The following is a 25,996-nucleotide window of genomic DNA, read 5'->3' as shown; positions in this document are numbered from 1 at the left end:
GTTACAACTCCCCCCGTAATTAAAAACCCAAACCCCCTGTCTTTTGTCCAAAAAACACGACATTTACCTTTTTTGTGGACTCTTTTTTTAATCTAAAAAAACAACAGGGGATGGGACGTTTTTTCATTCAAGGCATTTTTTCTTTGGTCATTTTAGTCGCTGCCCAATCTTTGTCCGGGCAGGATGTTCGCATCAATGAAGTGATGTCTTCCAATATCGATGTGATCTACGACGAGGATGGCGATACCCCTGACTGGATAGAACTCAACAACTTTGGCGCTTCACCCGTCAACCTCGGGGATTATTATCTCAGCGATGATTCCAATGACTTGTTGAAATGGCACATTCCAGCACTCAGTCTTAACCCTGGAGATCCGTTTTTGATCTTTGCTTCCGATAAGGACAGAACCCAGGTGTCCATGAACTGGTATTCCGTGATCGACCGGGGGGATGTTTGGAAATATATAGTTCCCAATGCTTCCGTGCCGAACAGCTGGAGGAATCCCGGTTTTGATGACGGCCCCTGGAATATGGGAGGAACCAGCATCGGTTACGGTGATGGCGATGATGCCACCTATGTGCCCAACGGAACCATTTCAGTATTTATGCGCAAGCATTTTACGTTGGAAACGACCGAAGGCCTCGAAGCCCTTTGGCTGCATATGGATTACGACGACTCTTTCGTAGCTTACCTCAACGGTACCGAGATCGCCCGGGCCAATATTGGCACCCCGGGGGTTATGGTTTCCTACAACCAGACCGCTGGGTCTGACCATGAAGCCGCGATCTACAACGGAGGTTCCCCCGAAGCATTCAACCTGTCGGAGATGACCAGCCTGCTGGTGGAAGGAGATAATGTACTGGCCGTACAGGTACATAACATTGGTGCAGTTTCTTCGGATATGTCGGGCATTCCTATTCTCACCCTTGGATATGTTCAACCCGTCAGTTTAAATGAACCTTTGTCCAATGATGTTTACCTGGAAGGCGGGCGGCTGCATACCAATTTTAAATTATCTTCCGGCGGGGAGACTTTGTATCTCACCCATGACGTAGAAGGGGTGGTAGATTCCCTGACCTTTGGATCTTTTCCTGCCAATTATTCTTTCGGCCGCCTGTTGAATAATCCTGACGAACTCGTTTATTTTGCCAATCCAACACCGGAAGCTCCCAACGGAGGCACCTATTATTCAGAGATTGTAGATCATGAAGTGCAGTTTTCCCTCAACCAGATGTTCCTGACTTCTACTCAAAGCCTGGTTCTTTCCGGGGCCGGTGAGGGAGAACAAATACGATATACCCTAAACGGTGCGGATCCGACGGCCTCCAGTGCCATTTATTCCCTGCCCATCAATATTTCCAGCAATAAGGTGGTCAAGGCACGGATCACCAAAACGGGAGCACTCCAGGGGCGGATAACGTCACGTACCTACCTCTTTGACTCACCCCATGATCTGCCGGTCATTTCCCTGACCACCGATCCCGAGAATTTGTGGAGCAACCAGACCGGCATTTATGCCCTGGGGACCAATTATGACAATAACTTTCCTTTTTTCGGGGCCAATTTCTGGGAAGACTGGGAGCGTCCTGCCCATATTACGATGATGGAGCCTTCCGGCCAAACGGCTTTTTCCGTCAATTGCGGCATCAGTATATTCGGCGGATGGAGCCGGGGTAATGCCCAAAAGTCACTATCCATTTTCATGAGGAGTGAATATGGGGATGATGCCATTGAATATCATTTGTTCGATGATAAACCCATTGATCAATTTCACTCCCTCGTATTACGCAATAGCGGCAACGACTGGAATACGTCCATGATGCGGGACGGCATGATGTCGAGCCTGGTGAGGAACCTGGATATTGATCTACAGGCCTACCGTCCGGCAGTGATGTACCTTAATGGTCAGTATTGGGGCATACATAACATCCGTGAAAAGGTCAACGAAGATTTCCTCGAAGCCAATCACGGAGTCCCGGCCAGCAATATTGATTTGCTGGAAGGAAATGCTTCTCCCGTTGAAGGCAGCAACGCCGCTTACCTGGATATGATCAGTTTTTTGCAAACGAATGACATTGCCCAGTCAGCCAATTACGAGGCGGTAAGCGAGCGGATGGATATCAGCAACTTTGCCGATTACACTATCGCAGAAATTTATTTTGACAATCAGGACTGGCCGGGCAACAACATCAAATTCTGGCGATCCCATTCCGATGGCGGCAAGTGGCGGTGGATATTGTTTGATACGGATTTCGGCTTCAGTACCTGGGCCGATGCCAATTATTTGAACAACACCCTGGAATTTGCAACGGCTACCAATGGCCCCGACTGGCCCAACCCGCCCTGGTCCACCTATCTGTTGAGGCGGTTGCTCCAGAATATTGAATTCCGGAACTATTTCATCAACCGCTTTGCCGACCTGATGAATACCAGCTTTAAAGCCCTGACCGTAAAAAACCACATCGATATCGTGGCAGAAAGGATAGAATCGGAAATGCCGCGTCATTCCAGTCAATGGCAGGGACCGAACATTTGGACATGGAGCCAGGAGATCGAAAAGATGAAAAATTTTGCCAACGTCAGGGTATATTACCTGCGCAACCATATCCGGACGAAGTTCAACCTGCCGGCTCAATATGCCGTGGGGGTCAACAGGATCCCCGAAACGGGTGGCATCATCCGGCTCAATACACTGACCCTGTACGAGCCCCAGTGGTCGGGCGTTTATTTTCAGACCGTTCCCATCCGGCTGACGGCACAGCCCAACGTCGGTTATGTATTCGATCACTGGGAGGTCAACGGTCAGACGCTGACCTCGGAAACCATCGAGGTAGACATCACGCAAGGAACCAATATTTTTGCCTACTTCGCGGAGGGTAGCGCTGTGACCAGCATCGTCATCAACGAGATCAATTACAATTCTCCCTCCTGGGCCAATGCAGGCGACTGGGTGGAACTGCTCAACCCCACCGCCAATGCCATCGACCTGTCGGCCTGGGTGATGAAGGATGATGATGATGCTCATGCTTTTTTGATTCCAGAAGGCACAGTGATCCCTGCTTATGGCTACCTGGTATTGTGCCAGGATTCAGATAAATTTGAGGCCATTCACCCTGATGTGGCCCCTTACGCCGGTGAGTTTGATTTTGGTCTCGGCAGCAGCGGTGATGCCGTCCGACTTTACGATGCAGCAGGCATGCTGGTAGATTCTGTGGCTTACGGTGTCAGCCTCCCCTGGCCTGTTGCACCCAATGGTGAAGGCCCCAGCCTGGAGCTCATCTATTACAATTACGACAACGCCCTGCCCCAAAGCTGGCAGGCCTCCTCGGTAAACACGGGTACCCCGGGACAGCCTAACAGCAGCCTCACGGCCACTCAATCTCCGTCGATTAAAGAAGGGCTGGACATCTACCCCAATCCTTTCCGGGATTATACTCTCATCCGCCCGAAAACCGTCACAGCGGCGCCCTGGGCGATACAGATTTTCGCCGCCGATGGCCGTCAGTGTTTTGAGACCACCACCCAGGGTGATGAATTTCGCTGGAACGGCCACGATGCCGGCGGCAACAGGCTTCCCGCTGGGGTGTATGGGATACGCGTGGAAACAGGGCAAACCATCTTTGCCGCCCGCCTCCTCCTAACCCAATAACCTTCCCTACTACCCCGCTTGCGGGGTCGAATTTGACAAAGAGAGTCAAGAAGCAAACAAAACTCAAGCAGTCAAATTCGGGGGTGTTTCCGCTTGCGGGGTCGAATTTGACAAAGAGAGTCAAGAAGCAAACAAAACTCAAGCAGTCAAATTCGGGGGTGTTTCCGCTTGCGGGGTCGGATTTGACGAGGAACATGAATCTAAAACCAGACTCCACCCCGTCAAATTCGGGGGTGTTTCCGCTTGCGGGGTCGAATTTGACAAAGAGAGTCAAGAAGCAAACAAAACTCAAGCAGTCAAATTCGGGGGTGTTTCCGCTTGCGGGGTCGGATTTGACGAGGAGCGTCAAGCCGAAAACAAAGCAGGAAGGGGCTGGTACCGGGTTTTTAGGAAAAAATTGGAATTATTTGAAAAGAGGAGATTAGAATAGGTAATGGTATCTTTTAAATTAGTGAATCATCGACCCAATGATAAAGAAATCTGTACAAAGATGGAAAAGCATGCTGCTTTTCTTACTCCTGGCCTCAAGTCTTGTCGGGCAGGAACAATTTACGCTGTTATCCTGGAATATCCAGAATTTAGGAAAGTCCAAGGACTCTGAAGAAATTACCTTTATGGCCAACATTCTCCGCAATTACGATATAGCGGCCATTCAGGAAGTGGTATCAGGAAACGGCGGTGCCCAGGCTGTTGCCCGGCTGGCTGATGAACTGAACAGGATGGGCAGCAAATGGGATTATCGCATCAGCGATCCAACCGATAGCCCTCCCTACAAAACTGAACGTTACGCTTTTTTATGGAAAACCTCAAAGGTAAAGCTATTGGGACGGCCATGGCTTGCCCAAGATGATAAGAGCATTGTGGATAGGGAACCCTACCTGGCCAAATTCCAGGTGAAAGGAAAAACCTTCATCATCGTCAATTTTCATTCCAGAACCCATAAGGACGACCCGACAGAGGAAATACAAACGTTTTATGCCTACCCTCAAAAATTACCGGGTTATCCTCTGATCATAGCCGGAGATTTTAATACAGAAACGGATGAGGCGGTTTTTAAACCCTTGTTTAACAATGGTTTCTCAGCTAATTTATACCTGGAAAAAACAACCTTGAAGCAGAAATGCAACGGAGCAGGGGAGTACCGATACCATGCCATTGATTTTATGCTGTTCCAGCATCGGTATTTTGAAAACCTGGAATCGGGGGTAGTTGATTTTGTGGGGGATTGTGATCAACTCGAAAAAGCGAGGGGAATTTCGGATCATTTGCCCGTTTGGGGGAGGTATGGGGTGCTCTTTAATTAAAATCAAACCAGATTTAAGTTAAGAATTGGATACTATCACAAAAGCAGTCTAAAGTTTACATTGGATTTGGACGCACCCCTTCCCTTCCGTAACCTCCATCACAAACATCTTCCCAAATCTTCCCCATATTTGCCCCAAAATTAAAATGCACAAAAATGATTGCAAAACGCATACTCGGAATGATCCTGCTGGCCGGAATGGGCTACATGGGCTACCTGAAACTGGAAGACACGCTCTACAACCTGCACGATGATGCCCCCTTTTTTTTGTTCATTATCCTGCTATTGGCGTTGGGGGTGTTTTTTGCCGTGCGCAGAATACTGACCAATTGAACAAACCAGCTTTAAAACAAAAAAAATTGCCCAGCCTCATCTCCCCCTGAAACAACAATACACCCCGCTTGCGGGGTCGGATTTGACGAAAAAAGTTAATCCGACACAAAACTCCACCCCGTCAAATTCGGGGGTGTTTCCGCTTGCGGGGTCGGATTTGCTAAACCGAGATGATACCTTATGCTTTTCCTTGTGCCTCGCTCGAAGATTTCACCTCGGAGCAACGATTAAAAAGCACCCAGCAGCCACTTTTACATTTTACATTTGATATTTTACATCGTATAATCCACCTTCTTATCCAGCACCACTTCCTTCACATCCTTTGCAGGCTGGATTTCTGTTTCTTCTTCGATAGCGCCGCGTTCGCGGGAAGGCGCAGGCTCCACCGGAGCGAAAATATCCTCTTCTTCCGGGATGACCTTTCCAAACAGGGCATCCGCCTCATCGAAGTGGGCGATCAGCTGTTCGATAGAGATTTCTTCCTGTTTTTCATCGCTTTCCAAATTATCAAAATCCAGGATGTCAGCCCCGATATATTGGCCGAGCTGGTAGTAGGCCTCCCACTGGATGGGGTCGAAAAACTGGTCGGAGGTCGGTTCGTGGGGGAAGTTCGGGTGGTAGATTTTGTATTTGTAGGTGCCGTATTTAAGGTGATCGTCAGGAGAAAGTTCCGGCTTGCCCATCGGGGCGGTCACACTGGATTTTACATACACAAAAGTGCTGATCTTTTTGTTTTTGTAATGCTCTATCACCTCTTTTCCTTCCTTGACTACCTTATCCCATAGCTGGTACACGTCGGCAATGGCAAAACGCTTGCGGGAATACCCGTGTGACGGATTCGGGCGGATGGTCTCTTCCGGGATGTTGCCCTCTCGGAACCGGATCTCCAGGCCCAGCTCGTTGCGGGCACGGATGGTCAGGTTTTCCAGGTCGGCGAAAGTGAAATCAGGGTCGGCGCCGGCATCGATGGCGATGATGAGACGGCACTTGCGGCGCAGCAACTCAAAGACGGCCAGGTTTTCAATATGTCCCCCATCGGAGATGTTGACCATCCTGTTATCAGTACCTATGAGAGAAAACAGCTCGTAAAAGAAATACAACGGCCACCAGACGATGTGCAGGATGTTGTTTTTTAGCTTTATCGGATTCCAGGTCCAGTAGCCAAGGCGAAGATTCAGCAGGGTAGTGAGAATGCTCATGGTCTTGTTGGAATAAATGCCCATGCCCGGGTTGATTGCTGCTGCGGAGATGGTGACGGCGGCAGGAAGCGTCATGCTTTTGTACCCTATGGTCTCAGCGCTGGGGATGTACCCGGTCAGTTTGGCACCGCAATACAATGGCGATAACAGGAAGTAGTCGCTGGCCTTGGTGCCTTTGAAATTGGGGTCATTGGAAGACTGTAGATTCAGGCAGGTATTGATGAGCGGATAAGGCGCCGAATAATCACTCGGTTGGTCAGAGGCAGTGTTGCAAAGATCTTTGATCAGCACATTGCGGTAAGGACCGGCAAAGTTCAAAAAGGCATCAGACAGTTGTTTGCGGTAAAAACGGTGAAAACTCGTAGCATTGGGGTTGGTAAACAAGCCCAATACTCCCAAAAGCACCCCAAAACCCAGGTAGGGAATAATGGTGTCGAGGCTCGGCGCTTCCATGCGCTGGATGTTGAAAAGGTAAAACCAGGTGATGATCATTAATGCCAGCCCAATGACGACCGTCTCGACCTTGCTGAGCCAGGAGGAGACATCCAGTTGGAAATTCAGCAGCACATTGAGGAAAAAGTGGATTGTGAAGATTCCCAGCACGGTAAGGCCCCCGTACCTGAAGAGCCATTGCAAATCCTCATTCAAACCGGCAGAATTGCTATCGAAGGTCTCATCCACAAACATCCAGATGCCGGTGAGAAACAGGACGATGATCAACGGGCTGACCAGGCTCATCAACAAACTGGTTACATAACTGACCATCAGTACAAACTGGTTCCATAACTTTCTTAGCCCGGTCCCGGGGAAAAGGTACTCTCCCCGTGAACGCATGTACTTTATGTGTTTTTCCTGGAAAAGGGCATCGTAACTGCCTTCATTCTTGAGCGTGGCATGAATGTAAGAGCCCGTATATCCTCCCCCGGAAACAGTGGAGAGATAATCGCTTTTTTTCAAAATGCCAAATCGGTTGAGGGTCTTTAAGAGCCCCAGGTTGATGGTTGCAGAACGGATTCCACCGCCGGAAAGGGCAATGCCAAAGCGATTTTGATCTAATTTATCGGCACTTTCTTTGCCAAATAATTTCTGCCGGCGCTCCCGCAGGCGCATATCTTCTTTTGTTATTACTTCGTCGTAGCGCATGGGTTTTGGATTGTTGTTTGAAGATTTTTACTTTTTGATGGTCAGTGACCAGTCTTTCTTCACAGCCATTATGCGAATAAAGCTAATAAGAATTGCGGTAAAAATCAGGCTTACGTGATAGTTTACTTCAAAATGACGTAAAATCATATAGGTTACTCCGCCAAAGATGCAGGCGGTAGCGTAAATTTCCTTTCTGAAAATGAGGGGAACTTCATTGCACAAAATGTCCCGGATCACGCCGCCAAAGACGGCCGATACAGCCCCCATCATGATGGCGATGGCCATGGAGAGTTCCAGCGACAAGGTCTTTTCCAGCCCCAATACCGTGAACAGGCTGATGCCGATGGTGTCGAATAAAAACATGGTCTTGCGCAGTTTTTGTATGGGATTGAGGAATATATAACTACAGACCACAGCGAAGGTAATGACGGCCAGATAATTGGTATCTAACATCCATCCTACCGGGGTGCTGCCAATGAGTACATCCCGGAGCGTACCACCGCCGACAGCAGTAACAAAAGCGATGACCGCCGCTCCAAACACGTCAAATTTTTTCTGGATGGCAGTCAATGCACCACTGATGGCGAAAACAAAAGTACCGGCGAGGTCGAAGGTGTAGATGAGATTCATGTTGGTTACTTGTTACTGGTTACTGGTTACTTGTTGCTGGTTGCTTGAGGTGACTTCTTCGCCGTGGGGGCCTTGTGAAAACGCAAAAGGGGGCATCTTGTTACTGGTTACTTGTTACTTGTTACTGGTTGCTCGTTTGCTGGTTGCTTGAGGTGACTTCTTCGCCAGGCGTGCATTACGAGCAGGCAAAAGGAGTCATCTCGTGCTATGCTGGTTTACAAACTTGAGGTCATGAGCAGATCAAGATCCGTCGATTTGATGTTAAACCTGCGGCCCAGGTATTCGTTGGTCAGGCAGCCCTTGTACGTATAGATACCATGGCGCAGGCCCACGTTGTTGAAAAACAAATACTCAATGCTACCGGTGCTTCCCGCCTTGAGCAGAATAGGAGTGAGTATGTTGCTCGTGGCGATGGAGGCGGTTCGTGGAACATTGGAAGCCATATTGGGCACACAATAGTGGATGACCCCGTGTTTGATAAACGTTGGTTTGTCGAGGGAGGTGACTTCAGAGGTAGCGAAGCAGCCGCCCTGGTCGATACTCACGTCGATGATCACAGCCCCTGTTTTCATTTTCTGAACGATGTCTTCATTGACGATCATCGGGGTGCGTCCTGATTCGGAATGGATGGCCCCGATAACTACGTCGGCTTTGATGAGTTCCCTTTCCAGGTAAACCGGATTGATGGCGGAAGTGGAAAGCCTTTGTCCGACGAGGTTTTGTATGCGTTTGAGTTTATAGATGTTATTGTCAAAAATGCGTACTACCGCTCCCAGTCCGAGGGCGGCACGCGTGGCGTATTCGGCGACGATTCCGGCCCCCAGAATGACGACGTGGGCGCTGGGTACACCGGATATGCCTCCCAATAACGTGCCTTTGCCACCGTGATTTTTGGTCATCAGTTCGGCAGCAGTCAGCATGGCGCTGATGCCGGCCAGCTCACTCATGATACGCACGACAGGGAAAGTGCCTGATTCGTCTTTGATGTATTCCATGGCCAGGGCAATGACACGCTTCTGGCGCAGCTTATTGATATATTCGGCAGAGATAATCGGCAGTTGCAGGGGAGAGATAAGTACCTGGTTGGGGTGCATAAATTCGATCTCTTTCAGGGTTGGGGGCGCCACTTTTATGATGACTTCTGCTTTGTAAACGTGTTCTTTGCTGTGGGCCATTTCGGCTCCCGCCTCGGAATAGTCGCGGTCGGAGAAGTTTGACTTTTCTCCTGCGCCACTTTCGATGACGATCCTGTGTCCGTGAGCTACAAGGGTAGCAACAGATGTAGGCGCCAGGGCCACTCGATTTTCCTGGAGGGTACTTTCTTTGGGAATTCCGATAAAAAGCTTTTGGTTTTTTTGTTGCACCTGCAGCGTTTCAGGCTGGGTTTCGTAAAACCCTTCACTAAATACTCGGGGAATTGGGATTCTTTTTTCCTGGTCACTCATGGTTTAAAAAAATTTTTCAGCCGGTCAACGGTTTACGATTAACGGTTTTTTCGGGACATTTCCAAAAGCCTCCTGGCTTGCCCATTGGGGTTAATACATCAAATACAAAGGGTTGGGCATCGTGCCTGCGCTCTGCCTGCCTTCCTTTGGTCGGCAGACAGGCTGGCCACCGGGCTATCCGCTTTGCTCCTATCCCTCGCTGTCCTCGTCCCTGCGGCGACCTCCGCTATACGCTTCGGCCTTCCGCATACTACTATCAAAGGTGATGCCATCTTATTGGTAGCCCAATTCCGTGAAATACTTAACTGTCGCGGATCAAAAATAATTCAAACAGGTCAGGGGAAAAACAGCATCTTTACAAAAATACCAATTTCCTGGAGGAATCTGCCTCTATGGTAATATTTATTCTGACGATATCCCCGGGCAAAAGGTCCTCTATAATTTCCGGCCACTCGATAAAACAGTATTCATCTTTGTAAAGGTAATCTTCCAGGCCAATGTTCAGGGCCTCGTCAAGGGTTTTTAAACGGTAGAGGTCCATGTGGTAAATGAAGGTTTCACGACCGGTTTTATCCCTGTATGAATATTCATTGATAAGGGAAAAAGTGGGACTTGTCACCTGTTCATTCACCTTTAAAAAACGACAAATAGCCTGGATGAAAGTCGTCTTACCGGCTCCGATCTCCCCGGAAAAAACCATGACCTTGCGGCTGCCGGCAAAGTCCAGCAACTTTTCTACTGCCTGATCCAGTGATTTTATTGATTGTACCATTATTTCCATCGTACTGCAAAAGTAAAAAAGATTGTTGATAGACAAATGATGATCGCAGAATTACGAATAACGAATGAAAACGAGCCATCCGGGATTGCATGAAATTTTGGTCATTCCGGCCCAGTCTTGGGCGAAGGCTTACTTTTCTCGATACATTTTTGTAATTTCGCGTTCCTAACCAAATTGGCCGCGACTTTAACGCTACTTTAAAATTCTGAAAGATGATTAATTTAATTCTTTTTGGCCCTCCGGGATCAGGTAAGGGGACCCAGGCTGCAAAACTGGTTGAGCAATACGAACTGTTACACATTTCAACCGGCGACCTCTTCCGTTACGAGATGGGCAATAATACTCCATTGGGAGAAAAGGCAAAAAGTTTCATGGCCAAAGGCGAATTGGTCCCCGACGAGGTGACCATCGGAATGTTGCGCAATAAGGTAGAAGCCAATCCTGAGGTGAAGGGGTATATTTTTGACGGATTCCCTCGTACGATTACCCAGTGTGAAGCCCTGGATGACCTGCTCTGCGAAAAGGACCACGAAGTGAACCTCTTGCTGATGCTGGATGTTGAAGAAGAAGAATTAGTCAAAAGATTGTTGCTCAGAGGCGAGTCGTCAGGTCGTGCCGATGATGTGGATGAAAATATCATTCGCAATCGCATCAAGGTTTATGAAAAAGAAACTTCCCCTGTTTTTGATTATTATTCATCAAAAGGGGTAGGAAAGAAAATATACGGCATCGGCTCTATCGATGATATCTTCGGTAGATTGTGCGATGCGGTAAATGCATTACAGGACTAGGCTCTTGGGAAATTGATAAATTTAAAACTTGCCTGCAGACGCTGGAAGGCAGATTTCAAGGTTCTGATTTTTAGTGATTTACCAGATTAGGGAAACAGTAAATTTATTTTTATCAAAACGCTTAGTTTCGCAACCAGCAACAAGTAACCAGCAACAAGTAACCAGCAACATGGCAACACAAAATTTTGTAGATCACGTAAAGATTTGTTGTCGGTCGGGAAAGGGGGGCGGAGGCTCAGCCCATTTCCACCGCGACAAGAGAAATCCCAAGGGAGGACCGGATGGCGGTGATGGCGGTCGTGGGGGACACATCATTTTACGTGGCAATCGTAATGTTTGGACTTTGCTGGTGCTGAAATACCGCAAACACGTTATTGCTACGCCCGGAGAGAACGGGGGATCGAGCATGAGTACAGGCAAAAACGGGGAAGACGTCATCCTGGATGTGCCCCTGGGAACAGTGGCCAAGGATGCCGAAACGGGGGAGGTGCACTTTGAGATCACCGAGGACGGGGAGGAACGCATCCTGGTTTCCGGAGGCCGGGGCGGACAAGGAAACTGGCATTTTAAATCGGCCACCAACCAAACGCCCATGTATGCCCAGCCGGGAGAACCGGGTTTGGAAGAATGGAAGATCCTGGAATTAAAAGTCCTTGCCGATGTAGGCCTGGTGGGGTTCCCGAATGCAGGAAAATCTACCTTGCTTTCTGTGGTCACGGCTGCCAAACCCAAGATTGACAACTATCCGTTTACCACACTGGTGCCCAACCTGGGGATCGTTGAGTACCGGGATAACCAGTCTTTCGTCATGGCGGATATTCCCGGGATCATCGAAAAGGCACATGAAGGTAAGGGCTTGGGCCATCGATTCCTGCGCCACATCGAAAGGAATGCCACCTTGTTGTTTATGGTGCCTGCCGATGCGGATGACATTAAAAAACAATACGATATTCTGGTCAACGAACTGAAGATGTATAACGAAGAACTACTGGATAAGCCCAGGGTGCTGGCCATTACCAAATCCGACCTGCTGGATGAAGAGTTGAAGGCGATGCTCAGACCCGAATTGCCACAAGGGGTGCCATTTGTGTTCATTTCTTCCGTTGCACAGCAAGGGTTGGATGAGCTGAAAGATATGTTGTGGCAGCGGATACAGGAGTGATTTCAAAGATGAATGACAAATTCGTTTTTATTCCCGTATAAGGAAACCTTGTAAGTTGATACATAACTGAACACATGCAAAAAATCCTCGTCACCGGAGCCAATGGCCAAATGGGAAGGGAGTTTGCCTTCCTCGCCGACCGTTTTCCTGCCTTTAGATTTGTCTTCCTCGATAGGGCTGAACTGGATATTTGTGATGAAAAAGCCCTGTTATCATGGTTTGCTGAAAATAAGGTGGATTATTGTATCAATTGCGCCGCCTACACGGCAGTGGATAAGGCAGAAAGTGAAGCCGACCTGGCCCGGGAAATCAATGTGAAGGCCGTGGCGAACCTCGGCAAAATCTGCGCCGGCCATAATATCCCGGTAATCCATTTTTCCACGGATTACGTTTACCACACTTCACAAAATACGCCTTACAAGGAAACGGACCCCACCCGCCCACAGGGGGTTTATGCGGTCACTAAACTTGAGGGCGAGCTACAATTACTGGCCTCGCACCCTTTGGCTATGGTCATACGCACCTCATGGGTCTATTCGGTTTTTGGCCAAAATTTCGTCAAAACCATGCTCCGGCTGGGAAAAGAACGTGACCAACTGTCAGTAGTGGCTGACCAGATTGGCACGCCTACCAACGCCCGCGACCTGGCCAAAGCCGTGATACAGATTCTCGCCAATATTGAATCCGGGAAACTCGACAGGAACCAGCTTTCGGGAATTTTTAATTATAGCAATGAAGGCGTTTGTTCCTGGTACGATTTTGCGCTGGCCATTTTTGAAATCACCTGGACGGAATGCACCGTAAAACCAATCGCTTCAGTGGATTATCCCACCCCGGCGATGCGGCCCCCGTTTAGTGTCCTCGACAAAACAAAATTCAAAACCACTTTTGAAATGGAAATTCCTCACTGGAGGAAGTCGCTGGAAAGGATGCTGGCAAAATAACCAGTAACCAGTGTCCAGCAACGAGTAACGAGTAACCAGCAACGAGTAACCAGTAACCAGCAAACGAGTAACCAGCAACGAGTAACGAGTAACCAGTAACCAGCAACGAGTAACCAGTAACCAGCAACGAGTAACCAGTAACCAGCAACGAATAATTTCCAAATCACAACATTTACTCAAAAAGTTTGAAACTACCCTTTACAAGTGATAGTTTTGTAAAAGTATTGAAGTGCCGTGGCTTTGTTTAATAAGAAGGCTAAAAAGCGACTTCAAAAAATACCCAATTATTTATGCGAAATCTGTTTAATCAATACCTCGCCGATGAAGCTCATCCCAATTATAATAAAATTATAAAATGGGTATGGTTTCTCGTTTTTGCAGGGATCATTTTTACGGTCATATTTTTTGTGGCCCTTTCTTTTTCGAACCTTCCTTCGGTTAAGGATCTTGAAAATCCGCGCAGTGAGGAAGCCTCTGAAGTTTTTGCCATAAACGGGGAGGTTTTAGGACGGTATTTTACTGAAAACAGGGTGCCCGTCAATTATGAAGAACTCTCCCCTAATCTCGTTAAGGCCCTCGTTGCCACCGAAGACGAGCGGTATTACAAACATACGGGCATTGATTTTAAAGGTTTGGCCAGGGCATTGGCCTATATGGGAACCAAGGGGGGCGCAAGTACCATTACCCAGCAACTCTCCAGGTTGTTGTTTATCGGAGTCCGTTCCAAAAATAAAAAGCAGGCCATTGTTCAGAAATTAAAAGAATGGATTATCGCCGTGCGGCTGGAACGAAAATATACCAAAGAGGAGATTATCGCCCTTTACCTCAATAAGTTCAACTTTATCAATGGGGCTTACGGCATTAAAGCCGCGTCTGAAATTTATTTCGCAAAATCACAAGACGAACTCAATGTTAACGAAGCCGCCATGTTGGTAGGCATGCTTCAAAATCCGTCCTATTTCAACCCTTTACGACATGCAGAACGCGTTTTACATCGACGGGAAGTGGTGTTGAAGCAAATGGAGAAAAACGACCTCATTACTCAGGTCGCTTATGATTCTCTGCGACAATTGCCTTTAGGACTGAACTTCACCAGGCAAAGCCATATCGACGGGCTGGCGCCTTATTTTCGGTCGGAACTGGCAAAAGAAGTGAAGGCTATCCTCGAAAAACCTGAAAACCTTCGCCCAGATGGTACCGAATACAATATTTACAAAGACGGGTTGAAGATTTATACAACCATCGACCCTGATATTCAGCGGATCGCAGAGGAGGAGATGGTGAAAAATATGGAAAGGGTACAAAAGACCTTTTGGAAGCGTTGGAAAAATCTGGATCCCTGGACTTACCGCGAAGGATCGGACACTGAAATCAGTGTTGACAGAAGGCAGGAATCGCTGGCAAAGCTCATCCGTACCTCTGATCGCTACCAGAACCTGAGAAAAGATTACCTGGAAGACCTAATTGGGCAGTTGGAAAACCAGACTGATGTCATTTTTCATGAAGATGACCGTGAAATTGAAAGGATCATTCAGGAGTATGAAGAGCAAGGCACCCTCTCCAAACTGGTTTCCCAGGGGTTGATCACCTCGAGCCTTGCAGCCCAGTACCGGGAAGTATTGCGCAGTGACCTTTTTCCGAAACTCAGAACCAGTTGGGATCAGATGCAGGAAGAAGTGGAACGTGTTTTTAATGAGAAAGTCGAAATGAAGGTATTCGATTACAACGAACAAATGGAAAAAGATACCATCATGACGCCTTTTGATTCCGTGAAATACCATCGGATGTTTCTGCAGACAGGCATCCTGGCTATGGATCCAAAAACCGGGTATATCAAAGCCTGGGTGGGAGGGATTGATCACAAATATTTCAAGTTCGATCACACTCAGATCAACCGACAGGTAGGGTCTACTTTCAAGCCTTTTGTTTATGCTACGGCCATCGCCCTGCAGGGGTTTTCTCCCTGTTATGAGGTGCTTGACCTGCCAGTGACCATCAGGCCGGGAGACGGCAGCTTTAATCTCAATGAAGAATGGACTCCCAGGAATTCAGACGGCACTTACACCGGCAAAGTTTTTACCCTGAAAGAAGGCTTGAAACAATCAAAAAATACGGTTTCAGTACATCTGATGAAACAATTAGGCAGCGCGGAACCCGTGAGGAACCTGGTTGACCGGATGGGCATCAGTAAGGATGCCAAATATCCTAACGGACGTTATCGCGTGCCTAAATCTCCTTCCATTTGCCTTGGCTCTACGGATCTTTCTGTAAGAGAAATGACGGGAGCCTATGCTTCATTTGCCAATAACGGTTATTACAACAAACCTATTTACATTCTTAAAATTGAGGATAAGGACGGGAATGAAATATACCGAAGTATCCCTGACGGAATCGACGTAATGGAAGAACAGGCCAACTATGTGATGGTTGAAATGCTCAAATACGCTGGGGGAATGGGAGACTTAAAAAGTGAGGCGGGCGGAAAAACGGGAACGACCAATGATTATGTCGACGGTTGGTTCATGGGTATTACCCCTGACCTGGTGGTGGGCACCTGGGTAGGCGGTGATGATAAGTGGATTCGTTTCCGTGAAATCCTTTATGGACAGGGAGCATACATGGCAAAGCCTTTTTTTCGCAATTTTATCAAACGACTGGAGGCGGAAAGCGACAGTATTGATTACGATATGAATGCCCGCTTTCAGGTTCCTGCAGGAAATTTGAATATAGAAATGGATTGCAATAAATACCGGCAGGACGTTTCCCCGCTCACCGGGAAGCAGCCCTTTGAAGATGAGGGCACTTTTGATGAAGATATGTTTGAAGACGAATCAGGAGGGTAAAGGCGAAACAGTTTTTTTCAGGAACACTAAACATACCAAAAAATGCTAAGGAAAGTCATATATATATTTGCACTTTTATGGTTGATAGGGCAAAGCAGTTGCATGCCTTACCAGGAAGAAAAACTGACGGAGGTGACTCCTGATACAAGGGATAGTATTTGCAGGCAAATTTTTGAGTGGCAGGACGAGGCAAAAATCGACAAACTCTATCCTTATTTCCGTCATAATAACCCTACCTACAGATACCTCGCTGCTGCTGCCATGGGGTCTATAAAAGATTCTTCTACCGTTGACAGCCTTGCTTTATTGCTGGAGGATGAAATTGACAAAGTTCGGGCCATGGCGGCTTTTGCTCTCGGCCAGACAGGTGCTTCTTTTGCCACCCCCTATCTGGTAAATGCCTTTGCGCAAAACGATACGGCAGGGCATTTTAAACTTGCCAACCGTGCCATCCTGGAAGCTGTGGGCAAATGCGGAGATGAAAAGGTCCTTCAATTTTTGAGTAGTACTACGACTTATATGCCGCAGGATACTTTTTTACTGGAAGGTCAGGCCTGGGGTATTTATCGTTTCGCCTTGCGTAAAATGGTGCGCCCTGAAAGTACCCGTAAAATGCTGGAATTGGTGTTAAATACTGAACTGCCGGGAAGCGTCCGGTCTATTGCCGCCAATTACCTCTACCGCGCCCAGGGCATTCAACTCGACAGCATGCAGGTGTTGCGACTTTCCAACCTTTTTAAAAAAGAAGAAGATGCCAAGGTCCGTATGACACTGGCTGTTGCCATCGGTAAGGGGAAATCGCCTAATGCCCTGAAAGCCCTCACCACCGTGCTCGCCAAAGAAGAAGATTACCGGGTGAAATGTAATATCATCCGGGCATTGGCTAATTTTTCTTACGAAAATGCCACACCCCTTATTTATCCCTTATTGAAAGATAAAAATAACAACGTATCGGTTGTTGCCGCGCAGTATTTTTTGGAAAATGGCCTTCCGGAAGAAGCTACCGCCTATTGGAACTGGGCAAAAGAACCCATGGGTTGGGAGCCGAAACTCATTTTGTACCGTGCCGCCAACCGGCTGTTGCCCGTTTATTTTATCGATCACCGGAACAACATCAATGCGGAATTGCGGGAGCGTTATTTAAGAAGTTCAAACCCTTATGAAAAGGCAGCCTGCCTGGTAGCACTCGCTGAATTTAGCTGGAACTATCGCTACGTATTTCGGGAAGCTCAGCTGCAGAATAGTGCCGTGGTACGTACTGCCGGCATAGAATCATTAGCTTATATCAGTAATGATGAAAATTTCAGGAGTACCTTCACTTCGAGTAGTAATTTTGTCACCAGAGAGATCGCTTCTTTCTTCAGGTCTGCCATCGAATCCGGAGATGCAGGCATGGTCGCCACAGCAGCAGAGGCGCTACAAAATCAGGATCGGGATTTTAAAACCATCTTTGGAGATAGTACTATGTTTTTGACAAAAGCCCTGCAAAAAGTGGAATTACCGAGAGACCTGGAGGTTTATAATGCCTTACAAAAAACGATCGATTATTTTAGCGGAGCTGAAGAGCGGCCGGCGAGAAAACCCGAATTTTCTCATCCTATAGAGTGGTCCGAATTGACGGGGCTAAATAAAAGACCTAGGGTCAATATCAAAACCGCTAGAGGTCTCATTGAGATTGAGTTGTTTCCGGATGTGGCCCCGGGTTCTGTCATCAATTTTATTGAATTGGCACGCTCAGGTTTTTATGATAAAATCGCCTTTCACCGGGTGGTGCCAAATTTTGTCATTCAGGGCGGATGCCCACGCGGCGACGGTTGGGGTGGCCTGAATTATACGATCCGCTCCGAATTATCCCCACTTCATTTTGACGAGGGAGGTTACCTCGGTATGGCTTCTTCCGGCAATAATACGGAAGGAACCCAGTTCTTTATCACCCATTCTCCGACCCCTCATCTTGATGGAAATTACACCATTTTCGGAAAGGTGGTTAAAGGAATGGAAGTGGTGCACCAGATTCAGATCGGTGACATGATCGAATCGGTCGATATTCTCTAGGAGCTTTAATGAAAATAAATTGACCTGCTTGCCGCCGCTTTACGGCGTTATTAAGAGGAGTCTTCCCCCGAAATAGGTCAATTTATTTTAAAGCATTTCTAAATCAATCTTTTGTAAATTTTTTGGTCTATTTTTTACTCTTTCTAGAACTTTTAGGGGGAGCCGTTTTGTTCTAATTATAACTACCTGATACGAATATTTTTTGTTTTGTACGTGCCCTGCGATTTGATAGAAAAAGCCGATTTAGCGCCATTCCTTTTTGAGGTATGCTCTCCACCAGAAATAAGCCCCGGATAGTAAAAAAAAATATTGCTACTAAAAAAAATTCACTTGAAAGATGAAATCCAAAAAACTGATTATTTCCTTTTTTTTAATTTACCTATGCTGCCAAATTCCGTTTTGGGTTTACGCACAAATGCCCGCGAAAAGGCCAATCATTGGGGTTGTGCTCAGTGGAGGTGGAGCTAAAGGATTTGCCCATGTGCCCGCATTGCAGATGATCGACTCATTGGGTATCCCGGTCGATTATGTTGCGGGAACCTCAATGGGAGCCATAATAGGCGGCCTTTATGCAATTGGCTACACCCCCGATCAATTAGAACAGATGATTTACCAGGAAGATTGGTCAGCCATTCTGGAAGATGCTCCCCTGCGCAGGAATATTCCCATCATGGAAAAAGATGTCAAGCAGAACAGGTTGGCTTCAATAGGGATCAAGACGTTAAGAAAATCAGAGGAAAAAAAGGAAATAGAAGTTTTTTTTCCAACGGCTTATCTCGCCGGTCAGAATGTTTTTGATAAGATATTGCAGCTTACTTTCGGTTACCATGATGACCAGAATTTCCTTTCTTTTCCTAAAGGTTTTCTTTGTGTTGCTGCCGACCTGGAAACGGGTAGTGAAGTGGTCATGACCTCCGGGAGTCTTCCCAATGCATTGCGAAGTTCCATGTCCATCCCTACGCTGTTTAGTCCAAACCGGTATGAGGGAAAAATGCTCGTCGATGGAGGGGCCATTAATAATTTGCCTTCAGATCATCTGAAAGCTTTGGGATGCGATATTATTATTGGGGTGAATGTCAGTACCCCTTTTGCAAAAGTGGGCGATAATCCTTCCATAATGGAAATTATCGGTCAAACGGCCATGTTTAGTGATTCTAAATCAGCGGAAGAACGCAAAGCATTGTGCGATGTTTTGGTTGAACCGGATATTTCCGAATACGGTGTAACTTCTTTCGGTGCGAAAGAAGAAATTTTAAAAAGAGGATATGAAGCGGCACGAAAAGCGCTTCCTGAATTGCAAAAGATCGCAGAGAGGGTAAAAACCGGCGTAGCCCGTTCAGCCAATGGAACATTTGAAATACCTGATTCCATTGTACTGGCAAGCCTTACATTCAAGGGGATGAATAACCTGACTGAAAAGTATCTCGGGGCAAAATTTAATGTGCCCGTCGGTCAAAAAATAAATTATGGTCTTTTAGATACAAAAAATAAAGAATTATTCGGTACTGGCAGGGTAGTCCAGAGTCATTTTTTTCTATATAAAACTGAAACCCCGGGAAGTTTTGATTGTGAGGTGGTTATTGAAGAAAAAAAAGCAGAAACGGTCGTTGGAGTGGGACTGCATTACGATTCCGACCTAAAGGCAGGTATTTTGCTGAGTGGGGACATTGAAAATTTGTTTTTTAAAGGCAGTAAGTTGCTGGCCAACTTTGTGATCAGTGAGCGTCCCCGCCTGGACATGACCTATCTTTTGGATGCAGGACGCTCTTTTAGTTTCGGGCTTGATGCGAATATGAGGGTATTTACCAACAGCCTTTACAAGGAGAGGAATTTTATCGGAAGATACCAGCAGTTGGATATTCATGCAGGGATTTATGCCCTGCAGACCATTGAGAATTCAGTAGGGCTAAAGTTAGGGGTTGCTTTTAATCACAGCAATTACAATATAGAGGATGTGCCGGTGGGTGTTTTTTTGGATAGTATTGGGAATAATGAGGAGATGCATTTTGAATACGAGCAAACGGGGCCTTTTATGGACCTTACCTACGATCGGCTGGATGATGCTTACGTCCCCAAAAAAGGGATTTTTGCACAGATTCGTGGAGATTTTGTCATGACGATAGGGAAAGGGTTTCCCAAATTTTCTGGATTGCTGGATAAGGCTTTTATTTCTGCCCGCGGCCAATGGAAAAACGTATGGCCAATCACCAATCGATTCACCATTGTGTCCGATATGAATATGGGAGTCAATCTTTTCAACAGGCCGTCTCCCACCTATTTTCATATCCTTGGGGGAGCCGGGGATTATTTTTTTAACAATCAAAAACCATTTTTGGGGTATCGTTACCAGGAAGTTTTTATCAGCCAGATTGTGGCCACCGGTGCCCTGGATTTTCGCTACCGGATGAACAGGCAGTTCTACGGAAGTTTCATCGTCAATGCCGGAATTCACAACATGGAATGGGACGATTATACCCATCTCGATCACCTTGCCGGCTGGGGACTAAAAGTGATCTGGATGACCCCTTTCGGGCCGGTTTCAGGAACCTTGCACAGCTCCTTCGAGGATGCCCGGTTGCTGGGGTTTATAAGCATAGGGTTTAATATTTAAGTAGTTCACGAAATTAAGCAACATAATAATATGGTGATCTTTTACGCTGACTCTTCGTTACTCAAATCCTTACGTAGCTTTGGCTATGTGTGGTTTTCGCGCCTCGATTCAGCGCAAAATATCTACCATCTTATTGGTAACCCAATTCCGCGAACTACTTAACCAGGGGGAATTTTCAAAAAGGAGATTTATACTTTTCGTCATTGAGAAACCCTCATCAGTTCATATTTTAGGAAATTGACCAAATACTGCTTGTCCTGATCCGTGAGAAAAGTCCGGTATCTTTAGTGTTTAAAATAGCGGGTTCTGCCGTGGCAGATGCGCGTATGCCTTCGTTGTAATGGTCGATGACCTCTTCCAGGGTATTGATTGACTCGTCGTTAAGGGGCCGTTAGTTCGATGTTCCTCAGCGTGGGGACTTTAAAAACGGATTTGTCACTATCGTTTCCTGTTACCCGGAATCTTCCGGGATTGGAGTATTTTCCATAAAGGCCGTTGTTCGTAAAAGAAAAATGGGTAAAATTGAAGCCGCTGTGACATGCCAAACATTGGGTACGTTCACTAACGTTCTGCCAGCAGCACTATGTTGAAGTCGAATTCAAGATGCTCTTGTACGGGCACTAGAATTTGCGTTTCCAGCGTCGGAACGCCGCCGTCACGAGTGAGATAAGGATGATAGGCAATATTGGCAAGCATTGGGCATTCCTTGTGCCCGGCCGCTGCTCAACGCCAAGGCTGTATGCTAAATCATCACTGAAAGCTATCTCCGCACGATGACAGGAAGCACAGCTCACCGATGAATCGAGAGACATCACCGGGTCGTAAAACAGTTTTTCCCCAAGAGCCATCTTGCTTCTGAAAAGGGGGTGTCTTTGGGAAACTGTTCGGAATTTCCAAGAGGTCAGGCATATACTATGGCTCTATGGTTTCCTTTTTTTGACAGGAAACTGGCATAATCATGAGGATAATGATAAAACTGAGCCAACGCATAAGTGGATTATTGGTTGATTATTCTTTTCGTTTAAACGATCTGACCGTTTTTGACTAAGCTGATGTTGAAGCCGGTCTCGTTCAATTTATGATGGATATTTAGTTGGATCTTTGACCATATTGGGGCATAGTCTAAAGAATTATTCGGCAAATAACAGGCTAAGCCGTCATGTAAGCGTCAGGCCCCTGATCTGAGTTTTTTTATTTTCATCCTTGGTCGAACCCTTAAGGGGTTCTGAGTATGGCTTAAAAACTATTACATTAGAAAGAAAATGACTACTTTTGTGGCAGGGTAAAAAACCAACTTTTCTAATAGAACCGAAGTATTATTTACTAATGAAAAATACACCGATAACAGACAAGCATATTGCCCTTGGGGCAAAAATGGCTGAATTTGCAGGCTACAACATGCCTATTGTTTATAGTTCCATCCAGGAAGAGCACCAGACGGTACGTGAAGGGGTGGGCGTTTTTGACGTGACCCATATGGGTGAATTTATTGTAAAAGGAAAACAAGCCCTTGACCTGGTACAATGGGTGACGAGCAACGATGTATCCCGCCTGGAAATTGGCCAGATACAATACTCCTGCCTGCCAAATGGAAAAGGCGGTATCGTGGATGATCTTCTCGTTTATCGTCTTCCTGAAGATAAGTGTGCTGAAGGAGAGAAGGTGTTTTTACTGGTTGTAAATGCTTCCAATATCCAGAAAGACTGGGATTGGATCAATGCACACAACAAGTTTGACACTTCCCTTGAGAATATTTCCGACAGGACGGGCTTGCTGGCCATCCAGGGTCCCAAGGCGGCCGAAGCATTGCAGTCATTGACGGATATTGACCTCAAAGCCATGAAGTATTATACCTTTGAAAAAGGCAGATTTGCAGGTTTTGACAATGTCCTCGTTTCGGCAACTGGTTATACCGGTTCTGGCGGTTTTGAAATTTATGCGGACGATAAGGATCTTCCTGCTATTTGGGATGCCGTTTTTGAAGCTGGAGCCGACTTTGGGATAAAACCCATTGGGCTGGGTGCACGTGATACGCTTCGACTAGAAATGGGCTTTTGCCTTTACGGAAATGACATTAACGACGAAACCTCACCGATTGAAGCAGGATTAGGGTGGATCACCAAGACCAAGGATACGGATTTTATCAACAGGGATCTCTTTGCCCAACAGCGGGCGGAAGGGGTGAGCCGCAAACTGGTCGCCTTTGAGGTGGACGGTCGCCGGGTCCCACGTCATGATTATCCTATTGAAGATGCCAATGGTTTGGTTATCGGGGTGGTCACTTCAGGAACATTATCCCCATCCCTGGGCATTCCCATTGGAATGGGTTATGTTCAGACTGCTTTTGCTGTACCGGGTACGGAAATTTTCGTTTCCCTGGGCAAAAAAAACCTCCCGGCCAAAGTGGTGAAATTGCCGTTTTATAAAATTTAACTATGGAACTTGCAGCTGCTAAAGAAAAATTTATCCAATCTTGGGGAGCATTGGGATCAAACTGGGGCATCAATCGTACGATGGCTCAGATTCATGCCCTTTTGCTCATCGCTCCTGAGTCCCTGAGTGCGGATGACATCATGGAGCAGCTGCAAATTTCCCGTGGCAATGCCAATATGAATATACGAGCCCTCATCGACTGGGGACTTGTGTATAAAGAACTGGTCGTCGGGCAACGTAAGGAATTTTTCATTGCGGAGAAGGATATCTGGGATGTAGTGCGAAAAATTACCGCCCAACGCAAGAAGAAAGAACTCGATCCCATCATAAAAACGCTGGAACAACTTTCCCAGGTAGAAGAGAAAAGCGCGGAGGCCGATGCATTTAAAAAAGTGATTCATGACATCAATGCCGTTTCTGCCAAAGCGGAGAAAGCACTCGATGCACTTACCAATTCTGATGACCATTGGCTGGCGAATTTCCTGCTTAAAATGATGGGATAAAATAATACCCGTTAGTGCGTTAGGGCTAAATTTTTGTCCGTCAATTTCAATGAACCATTCGCTATAAAAAAACACCGCTAATTTTCTGCCTCCCTATCACCAGGAATCAACCAATAGGCTATCTCTTTGAACCCTTTACCCTTTAGTCTAGATCCTTTAACCTTTCTGATTCCATCCTGCGAAAATATCCTCCGAAGGCAGACGTGGTCGATTTTTTTGCTGGGTTTTGAAACATTTATGTCATTAAAACGTAAGATGTAAAAACGATATATATCAAAGCATTACCTCTGAATTTAACGGGATGGCGGATAAATGCAAAGGTTTGACGATAACAGATGGCAAAAAGAAAAATACCTTATTAAAGGTTGCGTTAGTGCAGGAAAGGATGTATCTTCGCAACCAAATTTTCTCAAAGTCCCTTAAACTGTTTAGTCCCATGATTATTAACATGCAAGTCTCATGCCTGTACGGGCGTTTTGATAATTCTGATTGTCTTCCTTCCAATGCATCTTTAGTAAAAAAAAGCTTTTGTGATCATCACTACTAGCTGCGGTATTTAATCCGAAGGAATGCCCTTTAGCCGAGCGATAGAAGACCACACGAACAAAATATGTTACGACTATTTAAAAATGACTTTTGTAGAGTCCAATTGACAATTGGGTTCATCATCGCTTTGGCAACAAATGTTTTTTCTGCAAAAGTTTCAAACTTTACCTCAGTACAAAATAATGTTCCTGGTTGCGCATTGCACTACCAGGCAAATCATACCGAAATGTTCTGTTCGGACGATTGGGAGGAAAGTAAGATTGAAAAACCGTTTGTAATCAGTGAGTGTGGAACGCCGGCTTTTCTTGCCGGATACGAAGAGCGTTATTACGAATTTGGGAATACTAAAGGTTTTTCAGGGTACTTTGAAATTGAAAAGTGGAAAGCTTCCAAGATAAATGGTGACGGTGGGGTAGATGTCACCGGAGCTCCCATGGGATTGCTGGCTGAAGGGGCTGGCGATCTGCTGGTTAGAAGTAGGCCCACCGACAGGCTACAATTAGAAATTGTAATACCTGCCGAGGGCTACCTGAGTTTTAACTGGAACAAAAATGGGGGCTCCATTTTTATTTCCTTAATTCTTAACGGACAAAAAAAGCAAATTGTTTCTAAAAGAGACAAAAGCGGGACTTTTTTTTCCGAATTGTTACATGAGGGTGACGTTTTTATTTTGGAAATAGAAAACCAGGGTAAATTGGAACAGGGGTTACTGCTCGAAGAGCTGGAATTTTTGACCAATGCTCTTGGTGTAATGGAACGCAACTGGAAGGCTTTCAATCTCGAAGGGGCAAATATACGATTTTCCCAGTTCATTAGCATCATCCGTGCCAATCTCATTGATATCGTCTTTCCCGGTAATGTCAAAGCCGTGGAAAAATATTCTCCTAATGAAACGGGTTTCCCAATGCTCGATACCGATGGCCTCTTTTTTACCACCACTGACAGGATTTCCATCGAAAAGGGGGCCTGTCAATTTGTGCTGAAGTGGACCGATGAACTCATTATCGAAGAGGAACGCCCTGTGATTTTGAGGCATTGGGTCGTCGATGACCTTAAAACGGACAGCGTGATCAAAGATACTCAGAAAATCACCTTATTCACCGCCGAGGATCTGCCCCCTTCACTGAGTAAAAAATCCAAAGATGTCAACAACTCCATGAATTCTGTTAAAGAAGTCAATCACCTTGGATTTTGACCTTTCTTGTTCTCTTTTCCTGTGATTGATTGTTTTTCCTTCTTTTTAATTCCATTTCAACAACACAAATTCATCCCTTTTTTTTCTTGTGCGGCTAAAACTCTGTTTTTCGTATCGCATTTCGGGATAAAGTTTGTAACATTGCGGTGCTAATGTGCCGCCCTCTTTACACCTCTTTTTGGGTTAACGGGCACCAGCAGGATAAGTTTTGGTTTTTATTATTGGTTTTCTTCATTAATGCTTTTTAGGTTAAGGAAGAGGCTATAGGAAGGGGTGAATTTGATATAATAATTTTTAAAATGTTGATTGTCAATATTTTGAAATTCATTTTTTTTTATTTCTAAGTAAATCGATTAGGTTTTTGAATTTCGGGAATATTCCTTTCTAAATTTATCCTGGCCTTTGCCTGCATCACAACCTTCAGAGCAA

16 protein-coding genes and 1 pseudogene are annotated in these 25,996 nt (G+C 46.2%); 12 read left to right on the top strand and 5 right to left on the bottom strand.

The window, feature by feature from the left end:
- Positions 1-110: 110 nt before the first annotated feature.
- The 3 genes from H6571_24275 (at position 111) to H6571_24265 (ending at position 5,286) form a co-directional block, all read left to right on the top strand.
- Positions 111-3,650: a CotH kinase family protein gene (locus H6571_24275; protein MCB9326867.1), complete on the top strand. Its 3,540-nt coding sequence runs from the start codon at positions 111-113 to the stop codon at positions 3,648-3,650.
- Positions 3,651-4,117: 467 nt separating this feature from the next.
- A complete protein-coding gene (locus H6571_24270) occupies positions 4,118-4,954 on the top strand; it encodes an endonuclease/exonuclease/phosphatase family protein (protein ID MCB9326866.1) in 837 nt (278 codons plus the stop codon).
- A 155-nt stretch (positions 4,955-5,109) separates the two neighbouring features.
- Positions 5,110-5,286, top strand: a complete 177-nt coding sequence (locus H6571_24265; GenBank protein ID MCB9326865.1) for a hypothetical protein — start codon at positions 5,110-5,112, stop codon at positions 5,284-5,286.
- Positions 5,287-5,558: 272 nt separating this feature from the next.
- Here the strand turns inward: H6571_24265 and H6571_24260 are convergent, their stop codons facing one another.
- The 4 genes from H6571_24260 to tsaE all read right to left on the bottom strand — a co-directional run bounded on the left by H6571_24260 (position 5,559) and on the right by tsaE (position 10,484).
- The gene (locus H6571_24260; protein MCB9326864.1) at positions 5,559-7,628 is read right to left on the bottom strand and encodes a hypothetical protein; all 2,070 of its coding nucleotides are present in this window, start codon (positions 7,626-7,628) and stop codon (positions 5,559-5,561) included.
- Between the two features lie 27 nt (positions 7,629-7,655).
- Positions 7,656-8,258: a trimeric intracellular cation channel family protein gene (locus H6571_24255; protein ID MCB9326863.1), complete on the bottom strand. Its 603-nt coding sequence runs from the start codon at positions 8,256-8,258 to the stop codon at positions 7,656-7,658.
- Positions 8,259-8,473: 215 nt separating this feature from the next.
- Positions 8,474-9,703, bottom strand: coding sequence for an alanine dehydrogenase (locus H6571_24250; protein ID MCB9326862.1), 1,230 nt, complete (start codon positions 9,701-9,703; stop codon positions 8,474-8,476).
- A gap of 355 nt (positions 9,704-10,058) precedes the next feature.
- Positions 10,059-10,484: a tRNA (adenosine(37)-N6)-threonylcarbamoyltransferase complex ATPase subunit type 1 TsaE gene (gene tsaE, locus H6571_24245; GenBank protein MCB9326861.1), complete on the bottom strand. Its 426-nt coding sequence runs from the start codon at positions 10,482-10,484 to the stop codon at positions 10,059-10,061.
- Positions 10,485-10,696: 212 nt separating this feature from the next.
- Between tsaE and H6571_24240 the strand changes: the two genes are divergently transcribed.
- From H6571_24240 to H6571_24215, 6 genes are all read left to right on the top strand, one after another.
- Positions 10,697-11,275 carry an adenylate kinase gene (locus tag H6571_24240; protein ID MCB9326860.1) on the top strand — a complete coding sequence of 193 codons (579 nt, stop codon included), beginning with the start codon at positions 10,697-10,699 and terminating at the stop codon, positions 11,273-11,275.
- A 169-nt stretch (positions 11,276-11,444) separates the two neighbouring features.
- A complete protein-coding gene (obgE, locus tag H6571_24235) occupies positions 11,445-12,437 on the top strand; it encodes a GTPase ObgE (GenBank protein MCB9326859.1) in 993 nt (330 codons plus the stop codon).
- A 74-nt stretch (positions 12,438-12,511) separates the two neighbouring features.
- Positions 12,512-13,381: a dTDP-4-dehydrorhamnose reductase gene (rfbD, locus tag H6571_24230; GenBank protein MCB9326858.1), complete on the top strand. Its 870-nt coding sequence runs from the start codon at positions 12,512-12,514 to the stop codon at positions 13,379-13,381.
- Positions 13,382-13,671: 290 nt separating this feature from the next.
- Positions 13,672-16,224 carry a transglycosylase domain-containing protein gene (locus tag H6571_24225; GenBank protein MCB9326857.1) on the top strand — a complete coding sequence of 851 codons (2,553 nt, stop codon included), beginning with the start codon at positions 13,672-13,674 and terminating at the stop codon, positions 16,222-16,224.
- 42 nt (positions 16,225-16,266) lie between these two features.
- Entirely contained in the window at positions 16,267-18,279 is a 2,013-nt protein-coding gene (locus H6571_24220) for a peptidylprolyl isomerase (protein ID MCB9326856.1), read from the top strand.
- A 337-nt stretch (positions 18,280-18,616) separates the two neighbouring features.
- A complete protein-coding gene (locus H6571_24215; protein MCB9326855.1) occupies positions 18,617-20,890 on the top strand; it encodes a patatin-like phospholipase family protein in 2,274 nt (757 codons plus the stop codon).
- A gap of 229 nt (positions 20,891-21,119) precedes the next feature.
- Here H6571_24215 and H6571_24210 read toward each other — a convergent pair.
- A pseudogene (locus H6571_24210) lies at positions 21,120-21,738 on the bottom strand (hypothetical protein).
- A 478-nt stretch (positions 21,739-22,216) separates the two neighbouring features.
- Here H6571_24210 and gcvT point away from each other — a divergent pair.
- From gcvT to H6571_24195, 3 genes are all read left to right on the top strand, one after another.
- Complete coding sequence (gene gcvT / locus H6571_24205; protein MCB9326854.1) at positions 22,217-23,323, top strand: glycine cleavage system aminomethyltransferase GcvT; 1,107 nt, start codon at positions 22,217-22,219, stop codon at positions 23,321-23,323.
- Between the two features lie 2 nt (positions 23,324-23,325).
- Positions 23,326-23,826, top strand: coding sequence for a transcriptional regulator (locus H6571_24200; protein MCB9326853.1), 501 nt, complete (start codon positions 23,326-23,328; stop codon positions 23,824-23,826).
- Between the two features lie 772 nt (positions 23,827-24,598).
- Positions 24,599-25,567 carry a hypothetical protein gene (locus H6571_24195; GenBank protein ID MCB9326852.1) on the top strand — a complete coding sequence of 323 codons (969 nt, stop codon included), beginning with the start codon at positions 24,599-24,601 and terminating at the stop codon, positions 25,565-25,567.
- Positions 25,568-25,996 lie beyond the last annotated feature (429 nt).

It is taken from the genome of Lewinellaceae bacterium (genome assembly GCA_020636105.1).
Classification (GTDB): Bacteria; Bacteroidota; Bacteroidia; order Chitinophagales; family Saprospiraceae; genus BCD1.
Note: the sequence above shows the minus strand (reverse complement) of the source record. Positions and strands in the feature narration are given on the sequence as shown.